This is a genomic window from Flavobacterium sp. CR10, assembly GCF_055814415.1.
Map to the genome: position 1 here is coordinate 3,568,592 of NZ_CP185985.1, position 14,293 is coordinate 3,582,884.

10 protein-coding genes are annotated in these 14,293 nt (G+C 32.4%); all 10 read left to right on the forward strand.

Annotation, left to right across the window (positions count from 1 at the left end):
- Window positions 1-151: 151 nt before the first annotated feature.
- A complete protein-coding gene (locus ACNRYB_RS15565; RefSeq protein WP_129747085.1) occupies window positions 152-757 on the forward strand; it encodes an RNA polymerase sigma factor in 606 nt (201 codons plus the stop codon).
- A 90-nt stretch (window positions 758-847) separates the two neighbouring features.
- On the forward strand, window positions 848-1,963 hold the full coding sequence (locus tag ACNRYB_RS15570; protein WP_473727835.1) for a FecR family protein: 1,116 nt from the start codon (window positions 848-850) through the stop codon (window positions 1,961-1,963).
- A 231-nt stretch (window positions 1,964-2,194) separates the two neighbouring features.
- Entirely contained in the window at window positions 2,195-5,920 is a 3,726-nt protein-coding gene (locus ACNRYB_RS15575; RefSeq protein ID WP_129747087.1) for a SusC/RagA family TonB-linked outer membrane protein, read from the forward strand.
- Window positions 5,921-5,931: 11 nt separating this feature from the next.
- Window positions 5,932-7,410: a RagB/SusD family nutrient uptake outer membrane protein gene (locus ACNRYB_RS15580; RefSeq protein ID WP_129747088.1), complete on the forward strand. Its 1,479-nt coding sequence runs from the start codon at window positions 5,932-5,934 to the stop codon at window positions 7,408-7,410.
- 17 nt (window positions 7,411-7,427) lie between these two features.
- Window positions 7,428-8,285 (forward strand): zinc-binding metallopeptidase, encoded by an 858-nt coding sequence (locus ACNRYB_RS15585; protein WP_129747089.1) that lies wholly within the window; start codon window positions 7,428-7,430, stop codon window positions 8,283-8,285.
- Between the two features lie 16 nt (window positions 8,286-8,301).
- The gene (locus ACNRYB_RS15590) at window positions 8,302-9,642 is read left to right on the forward strand and encodes a DUF4302 domain-containing protein (protein ID WP_473727836.1); all 1,341 of its coding nucleotides are present in this window, start codon (window positions 8,302-8,304) and stop codon (window positions 9,640-9,642) included.
- A gap of 560 nt (window positions 9,643-10,202) precedes the next feature.
- Window positions 10,203-10,394 carry a hypothetical protein gene (locus tag ACNRYB_RS15595; RefSeq protein WP_129747091.1) on the forward strand — a complete coding sequence of 64 codons (192 nt, stop codon included), beginning with the start codon at window positions 10,203-10,205 and terminating at the stop codon, window positions 10,392-10,394.
- Window positions 10,395-10,590: 196 nt separating this feature from the next.
- Window positions 10,591-11,337, forward strand: a complete 747-nt coding sequence (gene fabG / locus ACNRYB_RS15600; protein WP_008464066.1) for a 3-oxoacyl-[acyl-carrier-protein] reductase — start codon at window positions 10,591-10,593, stop codon at window positions 11,335-11,337.
- Between the two features lie 107 nt (window positions 11,338-11,444).
- Window positions 11,445-13,472, forward strand: a complete 2,028-nt coding sequence (locus ACNRYB_RS15605; RefSeq protein WP_473727837.1) for a hypothetical protein — start codon at window positions 11,445-11,447, stop codon at window positions 13,470-13,472.
- Between the two features lie 28 nt (window positions 13,473-13,500).
- A complete protein-coding gene (locus ACNRYB_RS15610) occupies window positions 13,501-14,289 on the forward strand; it encodes a hypothetical protein (protein WP_129747093.1) in 789 nt (262 codons plus the stop codon).
- Window positions 14,290-14,293 lie beyond the last annotated feature (4 nt).

Here is a 14,293-nt window from a genome sequence, read left to right on the forward strand (position 1 = left end):
AAAGACTTATTTATTTTTTGTTAAATAATGTTTATTATAAACCATTTGAATATCTAAGAATCAAATTTTCATTTACGATTTAATCTCTTGCAATTAATCTTCTTTTAAGAATGATCTAAAATGATTGGATTTTTTGCCCAAAGTATCTTATATGAGCCAAATTTTAAAAAACAAGGTTTTAGACGATTTTATTCTATGGAATAATTTGAAAAATGGAAATGAGAAATCTTTCTCTCTGCTTTTTGAAAAATATTATAGAGATCTAATTAGTTACGGCAATTCACTTTGCCCGTACGCTGAAAAGGTGCAAGATTGTATACAGGATGTTTTTGCAGATATTTGGCTTTATAGAGATTCTCTTCAAGATAATGTTGTTGCTAAGGCATACTTGCTTTCCAGCGTTAGAAAGAGAATTGCACGTTTGCATGAAAGAGATCATGTATTTAGAAAGACCACAACCACAGATGTTTTGGAATTCCTTTTTGATTTTTCTATAGAAAATGATTTGGTTGAAGATGAAGTAACAGCCGAACGTGTTCTTCTTTTAAATAAATTACTAAATGATTTGCCTGTACGCCAAAAAGAGGCTTTATATTTACGTTACCACCAAGGTTTGAGCGTTGATCAAATTGCCGATTTACTGGAGATGAATTATCAGTCTGCTAGTAATCTTCTTCATCGTGGTTTGTTAAATCTTCGTAAGGAATGGAAAGGCAGTATTCCGTTTCTAGTCCTTATATCTTCAGGGGTTTTTTAAAAATTTAAGAAAAAATCAAAAAAAAATCTTAAATAAGTGAGTATATAATATAAAAACTGTCCTCTATGTTTTTGTAACCTTAATAATAAGATGCAAAAACGTAACAATTATATCGAAATAGAAGACTTCTTGGCTGATGAATCTTTTCAACTATGGATTTTATCAAAAGTTGATGAGCAAGGCTGGGAAGAATGGACTTTAGAAAATCTTCAGAGAGCTAAACTTGTTGAAGATGCTAGACTTGTATTGCTAGCAATGCGAGTTCCAGAGTCTAAACTTTCTTCAAATGAAGTTCATGAAGCCTTACAGCAAACTTGGCGTAAAATTGAGCATAGAGAAGGACTCTCTAAACAAACCTCAAAAATTAAAAAACTTAAAATACAAAGATACTGGATCACTGGTATTGCTGCAGCTGTATTGGTTAGTGTTTTTTCTACTTGGTTTTTTAAAAATAGCATAATAACTAACGATAATGTCGTTACGTACAATGAATTAGTTCAGGATAATGATGAAGGTTTGGTAGAACAAACCAACAATTCTGAAAAATCGCAGATAATCACTTTGTCTGACGGAAGTTCGGTTTTATTACAGCCCAATAGTAAATTAAGTTACCCTAAAATCTTTACCGGAAACGAAAGAAAGGTGTATTTATCCGGCGAAGGTTTCTTTGAAATTAGTAAAAATCCTAAAAAGCCTTTTTTTGTTTACGCTAACGAGATTGTAACTCGCGTTGTTGGAACAAGCTTTAGAATAAAGGCTTATCCAGACCAGCAAAACGTTGAAGTTCTTGTTCGCACCGGTAAAGTTAAGGTAAAGTCAAACGATTTAGTTCGTGCTGTTGAAAACAAAGAAATTGTTCTTCTTCCTAATCAAGCATTGCGTTTTGTTCGTAAAGAAATGGTTTTTAATAAAATAACCAATATAACACAAGATCCAATTTTAGTGAATAGTGTTAGAAATATCGAACAATTAAGTTTTGAATTTACAGATATCCCTGTAGCACAGATTCTTGAAACTATTGAACAGGCTTATTTGGTAGATATAGATTTTCCTCACGACAAATTGAAAGACTGCCGTTTAACAACTTCATTGAGTGATCAGCCTCTAGCTGAAAAACTTAAAATAATCTGTAAAAGTATCGGAAACGACACCAATTATGAGATGAATGGAAATCAGATTGTAATTACGACTTCTGGCTGTAACTAGAATTCTTAATTCAATTAAGATAAAAACAAAAAAATCCAAAATCAAACTAATTAAAAACTAAAAAAAAATAATTTGTAATTGCCTATGTGAAAAACGAATACATAAAAAAAGTGCCGAGAATGCTGTAACATTATCGACACTTAAATCTGAATAAATTACTCTCTGTAAAGGATAATTTATGATGTTTCTTAAAATACACTCGAATAGTATTAATCAAAACAAACCAAAATTATGAAAAAACCTGTTGTCAAGCAACGATTACTTCACCAAATCATGAAAATAACGCTGTTTCAGTTTGTGTTAGCGCTTGTATTTTCAAGCGTTACCCTCGCAAATAATGTAAATGGGCAGAAAAAATTAGATACTAAAGTAACTATTACAGTTGATAACCTAACTTTAGACAATGCTTTATCTAAAATCGAGAAATCTGCTCATGTAAAATTTTCCTATAACTCAAGACTTCCTCAACTTGGAGAGAAAGTAAGTATAGAAGCAAATCAAGAAACTCTGTCTAGTATTTTGAGCAGAATATTGGTTCCTTTTAATATTACTTTTTCTGAAGTGAGTAACCAGATTGTATTGCAAAAGAATTCTGCAAGTTCGTTTTCTTATGCAAATAATCATGATGCCTTATTTGAAGTTTTAGCTTTTGGTCCAATCATTAAAGGAAAAGTTACAGATCAGAGTGGTTCGCCTCTTCCTGGTGCTACCGTAATGGCAAAAGGAACAAAAACTGCTGTTTTAACAGATTTTGATGGAAACTTTTCTATTGAAATGCCTGCTAATGTAGATCGTTTGGTTATTTCTTATGTAGGAATGGAAACAAAAGAAATTGGAATTAGTAATCCCAATCCAACAATTGTTTTGACAGAGGCAGGGCAAAATCTTAAAGAGGTTGTCGTTACAACAGGTTACGAGAAAACTTCAAAAAGAACATTCACTGGAGCGATCAGTAAAATTTCTGGCACTGAATTAAAAGTTGACGGTGTGGTTGATGTAAGCCGAATGATCGAAGGAAAAGCAGCGGGGGTTACAGTACAAAATGTTACAGGAACTTTTGGTACGGCACCTAAAATTACAGTTCGTGGTTCTTCTTCAATTTTTGGAGATACAAAGCCATTATGGGTTATCGATGGTGTTGTTCAAGAAGATATTATTAATATGTCATTTGCAGATTTAGCATCTGGAAATTCGGAGACTTTATTAAGCTCATCTGTAGCTGGTTTAAGTGCAAATGATATTCAAAGTATTGAGATTCTTAAAGATGCATCGGCTACTTCGATTTATGGTTCGAGATCATTAAATGGAGTTGTGGTTGTAACAACAAAACAAGGACGTAGAGATTCTCCATTAAAAATTTCTTATGGACTAGAACAAACGGTTAGGACAGTTCCGAATTATAGCCAGTTTGATATTTTAAATTCTCAAGAGTCCATGAGTATTTTTAAAGAAATGGAAGCTAAAGGTTATTTAGATTTGCCTTCTACAGTTAACGGAAGATATGGCGGCGCATATAACATTTTAGGAAGAGCAATAAATACATATAATACAGAAACAGGAACTTATTTAGTTAATAATGATCCAGTAAGCCGTAACAATTTCTTAAAAAAATACGAGCAGGCAAATACAGATTGGTTCAATGTATTATTTAGACCTTCAATTACACAAAACCACTCTTTAAGCTTTTCTGGTGGAGGAAAAAACAATACTTTTTATGCATCATTGGGTTACTATACAGATCCAGGATGGACTATTGCCGATGATGTTAAACAAATCTCTAGTAATATAAAAGGGACATTCTACGTAAATGACAAGTTGAACATCACATTATCTACATTAGCGTCTATTAGAGATCAAGGTGCTCCAGGAAGTTATGAAAGCGAAAAAGATGTCGTTTTTGGTAAAGTAACTCGTGACTTTGATATTAACCCGTTTAATTATGTTTTAAATACAAGTAGAACTTTACGCCCTTATGATGAGAATGGCAATTTAGAGTATTACAGAAATAACTGGGCTAGAATGAATATCATAAACGAATTAGCTAATAATTTCATGGAAATTGAAGTAAAAGATATTCGTTTTCAATTGGATCTAGATTACAAAATTAATCCGCATTTGACTTATAATTTAACAGGTTCTGCTCGTTATGCAAACACAAGCCGTGAGCATAAAATCTTAGAAGGTTCAAACGTTGTTGGTGCCTACAGAGCAGGAACAGCAATTGGTGAAGATGGAGTAAATACTCTTGTAAGAGATCAAAACATATTTTTATACCAAGACCCTAATGATTTAACGGCTCCAAAAGAATCTGTATTGCCAAACGGAGGATTCCTAAGAAAATTTACCAATGACATGACTTCTTATAATTTAAGAAACAGTGTTAGTTACAGAAATATATTCAGCGAAAAACATGAGGTAGAAGGTTTATTTGGAACTGAAATGAGAGTGGTGGATAGAACCAGCGATCAATTTACTGCAGCAGGATTACAATACGATAGAGGTTTAACAGCTTTTACAGATCCACGAATTATTGAAAAAATAATTAATGCGGGGGATTCGTATTATGGATTTAACGAAGAAAAAGAAAGAACTGTAGGTTTTTTTGGTAAAGTAGGTTATACTTATGATCGTCGTTATACAGCTTCTCTTACAGGGCGTTATGACGGATCTAACCGACAAGGAAATAGTGATTCATCACGATGGCTGCCAACGTATACTGTTAGTGGAAAATGGAATGTTGCCGAAGAAAGCTTCATGAAAGATGTTTCATCAATCAATACATTAGCAGTAAGAGCATCGTATGGTTTAACAGCAACTGCTGGACCGGCAACAAACTCTTTGGCTATTTACAAAAGTGCTATTACAGACCGTTTTGGACTTGACGACAGAGAGTCTGGAATTCGTATTGAAGAATTGCAGAACGGAAACTTAACTTGGGAAAAACAATACGAAACAAATATCGGGCTTGATCTTGGAATGTTCAATAACAGACTTCAATTAACAACAGATGTTTATCGTCGTAAAGCTTTTGATTTGGTTGATTACGTAATTACATCTGGAATTGGAGGTCAGAGAATCAGACAAGGTAATAATGCCGACATGGAGACTAAAGGTTGGGAGGTTGGAATTACAAGTAAAAACATTAATGGTAAGGACTTTAAATGGTCAACAAACCTTAATTTTTCTATTTACCACCAAGAAATTACAAAATTGCAAAATACGCCAACCGCATTTGATTTAATTGATGCAAACGGAGGTAATACAGTTGGACATCCTAGAAATTCATTGTATTCTTATCAGTTTACAGGTTTAAACAATCAAGGTCTTCCAACATTCAAATTGCAAGATGGAGCCGAAAACAATATTACTGACGCCAATTTTCAGGATAATTTAAATGTTACAAAATATTTAAAGTATGAGGGATCAATTGAGCCAAATAAATCAATTGGTTTAGCAAACACATTCACATATAAAAACTGGTCTTTATATGTATTCATTGTAGGTTCAGGAGGAAATAAAGTTCGTTTAAACCCTGTTTATGATAGTACTTATGACGACTTGACAGTATTTACAAAAGATTTTACAAACAGATGGATTAATCCAGGTGATGAAAATTACACAAATGTGCCAGTTATCGCAGACAAACGCCTGAATGCCAATTATGGTGGTGAGCGTACTTTGGCAAGAGCTTATAATACCTACAATTATTCAGATGTTCGCATTGCAGATGGAGATTTTATCAGATTGAAAAATATATCATTAAGCTGGGAATTCCCAAGTGATTTCAAGAAAAAAATTGGAGTGAGCACTTTTACATTAAAAGGTTCGGCAGTAAATCCTTGGTTAATTTATTCTGATAAAAGATTAAATGGGCAAGATCCTGAGTTTCGTAATTCTGGAGGGGTTGCTTTACCAGTAACATCTCAATACACATTTACTTTAAACCTTTCATTATAATAGTCAAGATCATGAAAAACTTAAAAATAGCATTATCCCTAATAATACTGATTTGTATTACTAGCTGTGATGATTTCTTATCAGAGAAACCAGATAATAGAACAGAAATTGATACACCAGAGAAAATTAAAGAATTATTAGTAGAAGCTTATCCTCAAATGAGTTATTTTGAGATTGCTGAAACTATGTCTGATAATGTTTTTGATAGTGGATTAGCTACAACATTAGTAAGAAACGAGCAGAACTACAATTGGGAAATTAATACAGAAGCAACTGATATTGATACTCAAGCGTATTATTGGGATGCTTGTTATAAAGCAATCGCACACGCAAACAAAGCACTAGAAGCAATAGAAGAACTAGGTAGTCCAGCAAGTTTAAATCCACAAAAAGGTGAAGCATTGATGGCTAGAGCTTATTCTCATTATATGCTAGTTTCATTATGGTCAAAACGTTACAATCCAGCAACTGCCGATTCTGATTTAGGAGTTCCTTATGTGACAAAACCAGAAACAGAGCTAATGGTAAAATACAAAAGGAATACAGTTGCTGAAGTTTTCGCTTTTATTGAAAAAGACATCGAAGAAGGTTTGAAATATGTGACAAACGATTATAAAGAACCAAAATTTCATTTTAATATAGCAGCCTCAAAAGCTTTTGCGAGTAGATTTTATTTAGTAAAAGGAAACTGGGATAAAGTAATTGAGTTGTCTAATGATTTAGGATCAAGACCAATAGGGAAGTTAAGAGATTTTTCTACTTACGAATCTATCGGTGTAGAAGACCAACAATTAAAATACGGAGCAAGTGATGTTGAAACCAATTTATTAATCGTTTCAGCAAACACTATTGTAGGAAGATTATATTCTTTAAACCGCTTTAATTTATCAGGTTTACGTCGTCCAGAAATTTTTGGGGGTACAACAAATCTTTTTAATAAAGCGTATTATTATAATTTCTATTCTTCAAACGGTAGTATTACATTGTTTCTTCCTAAGTTTTATGAATACTTTAAGTATTCTAATGTAACTGCAGGAATTGGAGATCCTTATGTTGCTGAAGTTTTGCTAAGCAATGATGAGTTTTTCTTGAACAGAATTGAAGCTCACGTTATGAAAGGAGAAATAGATACAGCTACCGAAGAATTGGAGTATTTCTTGGCAACAAGAACTCCGACATATAACCCAACAACAGATCGATTGACTGAGGCTAAAGTAGTGGCAAAATTTCCTGTAATTGCAGATGAGTATACTCCATTTTACAGTATGACGCCTGTGCAGACTTCTTATGTAAAAGCAATTGCAGAAACAAGAAGAAGAGATTTTATACACGAAGGACTTAGATGGTTTGATATTAAACGTTTTAATATTGTAGTAAAACACGAAACATCAAACAAGCCGGCTAACATATTAGTAAAAGACGACAACAGAAGAGCTTTGCAGATTCCGTTGCACGCTTCAAGCACTGGCTTAGAACTAAATCCTAGATAATCTTAAAAATGAAAATTATGAAATTATTAAAATATAATAAAATTGCGGTTTTAGCACTAGTTTCAATAACGCTGTTTTCATGTGGAAGTGATGACCTTCCAGGAGAAAGCCAGTTAGACTTTACGCAGCCAGAAAAAACAAGTTTAGATAACTGGATTGATGTTACGTATTTAAACCCATACAATATTAACGTACAATATAAATGGAATCAAAACACTGTAGATAATAGTCGTTATTTATTCCCGCCCGAAGTTGATAAAGTAAAACCTGCACTTGAAATCGTAGAAACAATATGGCTAAAAAGTTATGCAGCAATCGGAGGTCCAGACTTTGTAAAGAAGATTGCTCCAAGAGAAATTGTATTGGTCGGTGGAGTTAATTTAAATAGTGTTGGAACAAAAACTTTAGGTTTAGCCGAAGGAGGGCAGAGAGTTACTTTATTTGAAACAGATTATATCGATAAAGCAGACCGTGAAAACGTATCGCAGTTTATACACACGATTCAGCACGAGTATATCCATATTTTAAATCAAAATAAACCTTTTGATGAAAAAACTTGGAAAACGTTGACACCAGGAGGTTACACAGCAGATTGGTACAATTATGAAATCGAAGAATCTAATGAGCTTGGATTTATTACAAGTTATGCAAGATCTAATATTAATGAAGATTTTGCAGAAACAGCTGCAATGATTCTAATTTACACAAAAGATGAATATGCTGCATTTTTAGCTGGCATTCAGAGTCCATTTGCTCTTCAAGCTTTAAAAGCAAAAGAAGCGATTGTGGTAAAATATTTCAAAGAAGCATTCAATATGGATTTTTATGCTTTAAGAGATGAAGCAGAAAAGAATACAACATCTGTACTAAATTAAAATTAGCATTATGAAAATGAAACAACTATATAAGTATTTATTTGCAGCTATTTTAATACTGCAATTGACTGCATGTAATAATAATACAGATGCAGAACAACTTTTTAATGAAACACCGACAGCGCGTTTAAACCAGCAAAAGTCTGAGTTGAATGATGCATTACTTTCATCGCAATACGGATGGAAAGCGGTTTATTTTACAGACAATACAGTTTTAGGAGGATATACTCATTTGTTTAGGTTCGCAGAAGATGGAACTGTACAAATGGCTTCTGATTTTGATGCTGATACAAAAACGTATAAAAGTGAGTATGCAATTCAAGTAGGAAGTACAGTAAGTTTGACTTTTACGACAAAAAATAGAATTCACCTTTTATCAGATTCAGACAACTATCCAATTCCAGCTTTAAGAGCGAAAGGGTATTTAGGGGATTTTCAGTTCTTATATTATGGACAAGAAAATGGAGAAATCATTTTCAGAACCAATAGAAATAACAGAGAACTGCGTTTTGTAAAAGCAACTGCAGAAGATTGGCTGAATTTAGATCAAAATCTTGTAATGGAGCAAAATGTTATTGGAGGTGAAGAAAGACCGCTTTTTAGATTACTGGAAACCAATGATGGAACAACCGTTCATAAATTTGATTTTTCATTTACAGCGGCTACCCGTTTTGCCAATTCAAATTCTATTGAGAGCGGTTATTCTGTAAGTTATAACATGGGAGTTGGTTATACTCCAACAGGAATAATTGTAAGTCCAGCAGTTGAAGTAGGCGGACAAAAGTTGTCGGATTTTACATATAATGATGCCGACGGAAGTTTTACAGCAACAGGAACAGGCGGTGTATCTGCTGTAATTAAATATACAACTAAGCCTTTAGTTCTTACAGACGATTATAAATTCTTGCTTCCTGGCCAGCCATTGGCATGGTTTGGATTCTTTGTAGACGATTATACTATAGATTCTCCTGCGAATTCACCATTGTTCTATGCTGAGTTAGAAAAAGTAAATGCAGCTTTACCAGCAGGACAAAGAATTGCATCAATCCAAATATATGCAAATCATTCTATTGGAACTTTTATTTATTACACTTTTGTTGGAAGAAATCCATTGCAACATCATGTGACTGTCCAAGAAGATGCAGTAGGTAAAAAAGCAATCTTAAAACATAAATCATGGAACGGAAATACTACTGTAGCAACACCAGCTTTCTTAGCGAGTATAGATAAATATTTTATGGATCCTGAAGGGCTTTACGTAAAAGCAGAAAGTTTCAGATTGTTCTATTCTGATCCTGTTTACACTTTTACAAGTGCGTCAAGTCCGTTTAGAATGACAACTTGGAAACTTCAATAATATAAAAAAAAGCAGCTCATTCTTTGAGCTGCTTTTCCCAACATAATTTCTGAAGCAAAATAGTATCACTTTAAAATTTCTGAATATTATGATTAAAAGAATACTTTCACCAGCAACTATTGCAATACTGTTTTGGGGAACAGGTTTACTTATTATAAATGGATATTATTATGAGTATTTAAGGCCTTATTTGTACGTTTCCATACTGTTAATTATTCCAGTAACGATATGGAGTCTAATTCAAAAGAGAAAAAATGATAAAATTAGTGGAACGAAAGAATTTCAACATGCTATTTATAGAATGTTAATTATGTCAATAGTCATGATTGTAATATTTTTTGTAACGAAACAAAATCACATTTAAACTTTTTTAGTTTTGTTTTTTTATTTTGGGGGGAAACAGCTCATTTTATGAGCTGTTTTTTATTTTTTTAAGTTAAAACTTTCTTTTTAAACATGTATTGCGTTTATTTTCTTATATTTAGACGAAATATTAAAATGTCTGAAAACTCAACAGACAAAAAAGGATTGAGTTAGCAAAAATCAAAAAACTAATTATTATGTTAAAATCAATTTTAAATTTTAAAGGAGTAGAGATTTTGAATCGCGATGAGCAAAGAAGTATTAAAGCTGGAGAATTTTTTTGGGATTGCCAAACAGGAGAAGGTGGTGTAATGACGCCGCCGTATATTGCACCATGTATTGATCAGCCTGTTGAAATCATTCCTGTTCCAGAGTTTGATTTGCCATAATCAATATAATTAGATTAAAAAAAACGTTTCAAATTTCGAAATGGTTTTTTACTTTCGGAAAACAGCTCATAAAATGAGCTGTTTTTTTTGTTTTAGTAGCATCTGAAATTCTTAAGCCATTTTTTGGATTACAAATTTTATTAAATGCTCAAATAATCTATATTTGTAATTCAAAAAATAAAACGAATACCTTAATATGAAATTACTAGAAGGAAAAGTTGCAATTATTACTGGTGCAAGCCGTGGAATTGGAAAAGGAATTGCTGAAGTTTTTGCTAAACATGGAGCAAATGTTGCTTTTACATATAGCTCATCTGCAGCATCTGCAGAAGCTTTAGAAGCAGAATTAAATAGTTTAGGCGTTAAAGCAAAAGGATACCAATCTAATGCAGCAGATTTTAACGAAGCTCAAACTTTTGTTGACGCTGTTTTAGCAGATTTTGGAACTGTAGATATCTTAATCAATAATGCTGGAATTACAAAAGACAACCTTTTAATGCGTATGTCTGAGGCAGATTTTGACCAAGTAATTGATGTGAACTTGAAATCGGTTTTCAATATGACAAAAGCGATTCAGAAAACTTTCTTGAAACAAAGAGCTGGATCTATCATTAACATTAGTTCTGTTGTTGGAGTTTCTGGAAACGCAGGTCAGACAAACTACGCAGCATCTAAAGCTGGTGCAATCGGATTTACTAAATCTGTAGCTCTTGAGTTAGGTTCTCGTAACATTCGTTGCAATGCAATCGCTCCAGGTTTTATCGAAACTGAAATGACTGCAAAATTATCAGAAGACGTAGTAAAAGGATGGAGAGAAGGTATTCCGTTGAAACGCGGTGGAACTCCAGAAGACGTGGCAAACGCTTGTCTTTTCTTAGCTTCTGATATGAGTGCTTATGTAACAGGACAAGTTCTTAATGTTTGCGGAGGAATGCTTACCTAAGATTCTAAGTTGCTAAGATTCTGAGGTACTAAGTTTTTAAGCTGACTCAGGAAAGATCACAATTTTTAATCTGCTTACTGCAAACTGATACTGAATACTAAATAAATATGACGACAAACACGATTCTTTTATTATTGCTTTCTTTAGTAATTGCTGGTGGTTTATCGTACTTTCAATATTTTTTCAAAGCCAAAAGTAAATCTAATGTGATTATACTTTTGGCTTTTTTACGTTTTCTAGCCATTTTCGGATTATTGGTTTTATTGATTAATCCGATAATTTCTAAAAATTCTTTAGAGGTTACCAAAACGCCTTTGGCAATTGTTGTCGACAATTCAAGCTCAATCGTAGCTTTAAAATCTGATAAAAAAGCGGTTGAATTATATCAAAAACTAGTTTCAAATCCTGCTTTAAAAGAAAAATTCGAAATTCAGTCGTATCAGTTTGATAACGATTTTAAAACTTCAGATAAATTTGATTTTAAGGGAAATCAAACCAATTTAGATGAAGCAGCGAAGAATTTAAAAAGCATCAACAAAAATCTGATTTTCCCAACGGTAATTATTACAGACGGAAATCAAACTACAGGAAACGACTATGTGTATAGATTCGATCCTGTCAATAAAGTTTATCCTTTGGTTGTGGGAGATACAACCACTTTTTTTGATTTAAAAATAAATCAGCTTAATGTAAACAAATACGCGTTTCATAAAAATAAATTTCCTGTCGAAGTTTTTCTGCAATATGCCGGCGACAAAACGGCCAATGCAGAATTTACCATTTCGCAAGGAAATACTGTTGTGGCAAAAGAAAAGCTTTCGTTTTCACCATCAGAGAAAACAGCTTCTTTAAATTTGCTTCTTCCTGCCGATAAAGTAGGATTACAGATTTATAAAGCCAGTATTCAATCTTCGGCTAAAGAAAAAAATAGCTACAACAATATCAAAAATTTTGCAGTTGAAATTATCGATCAAAAGTCAACAATCGCTATTGTTTCGGCTATAAATCATCCAGATATTGCATCTTTAAAACGTTCAATTGAGGTTAATGCACAACGTAAAGTGATATTGGTTAAACCAAACCAAATTAATGATTTACAAGATATTTCTGTTTTAGTTTTATATCAACCGACAACAGCTTTCAAGCCGATATTTGATAATAATAAATTAAAAGGCACAAACACCTTTATTATAACAGGAAGCAATACCGATTTCAATTTTTTAAATCAGCAGCAAAATAATCTGATTTTTAAAATGAGCAATCAGCGAGAAGATTTCCTTAGCGAATTCCACTCTGATTTTAATCTTTTTGCCATTGACGATATTGGTTTTGAAAATTTCCCGCCTTTGCAAAATCCGTTCGGAAATATCAGCACAAATGGAAATGTATCTGTTTTGCTTTCATCAAAAATTAGAAACGTTTCTACTAATGCTCCATTATTGGCTTTCGCCGAAAATCAAGGAAAAAGAACTGCTTTTCTTCTTGGAGAAAATAGCTGGAAATGGCGTTTGCAAAGTCATGTTGACAATCAGTCATTTGAAAAGTATGATGTTTTTATTGATAAAATAGTTCAATATTTAGCATCATCGGCTTCAAAAAAATCTTTGGTAGTAACACATGAAAGCTTTTATAATTCTGGAGAAGAAATTATCATCAACGCACAGTATTTCAATAAAAATTATGAGTTTGACGAAAAAGCCAGACTTACAATCAGCGTTGTAAATGCAGCAACCAAACAAACTAAAAATTACGATTTACTAAAAGGAAGCAATTCTTTTTCGGCTAATTTGGAAGGGCTTCCAGCTGGAAAATATAACTTTACAGTAAAAGAATTAAATTCAAATACTTCATACGCAAGTCATTTTGAGATTTTAGATTTTGATATCGAAAAACAATTTGTAAATCCTGATGTAGCTAAATTGCAGCAATTGGCACAGCAAACTGGAGGAAAAGCATTCTTCGAAGATCAAGCAGATCAATTGATTAATACACTTTTAGAAAACAAAGAATATAAATCAATTGAAAAAAATATTTCAAGTAAAACTCCAATTATTGACTGGGTTTGGTTATTGATTTTGATTGCAGCTCTCTTAACAACGGAATGGTTTGTTAGGAAATATAATGGGCTTTTGTAGTTTTTAGTTTAAACTAACTTTTATAATTATGTCTAATTTTTCCGCAAATAATAATCAGAAAGATGATGTTGTTTTTAATAAATTTCAAAAACAACTAGAAAGAAATGGATTAAGAATTGAGTCAATTGATGCGGATGGGTTCATTTATGTCAATATCGGAGAAACTGATCTGAAAGTTAGTTTAGAGAATGTTAGACGAAATTACGAAAGAGATTTTGATGAAAGACATATTGCTGATTTAGTAGAAGTAATTGTGCAGCATTCATTTAAAATTGAAGATTGGGAACAAGTAAAAGACAAAATATATTTGCAGTTTGTTCCAAATGACTTTGAGTTTGAAAATATTATAAATGAAAAGGTAACTAGTGAATTTAGTAAAGTTTTTGCATTAAATCTTAATAATGGTTTTTCGTTTATAACTAATGACGATTTATCAGATTGGAAAATAGACGTTACAGATTTAGAAAAACAAGCAGATTTTAATTTAGGGATTCTATTAGATAAAGTAAAGATAGAATTTGAAGATATAGACAATCATAAACTAGGAATGATTAATGTTGAAGAAGTGTCACTAAAAAGTTCTTGTCTTTTTTCTTCTAAGATAAAAAATCTAGTTGAAAATAATATTGGTTTTCCTTTTTATGCTGTAATTCCGGTAAGTGATTTTTGTTATATTTTTGCTGAAAAAGATTTTGAATATTTTTCGCAACGCCTTGGTTCTGTAGTTCTTGATGAATATAATAACTCTGGATATCCGATTACAACAGAAATTTTAAGATTTTCAGATACAGGTGTTGAAGCAATTGGAAAATATTAAATAG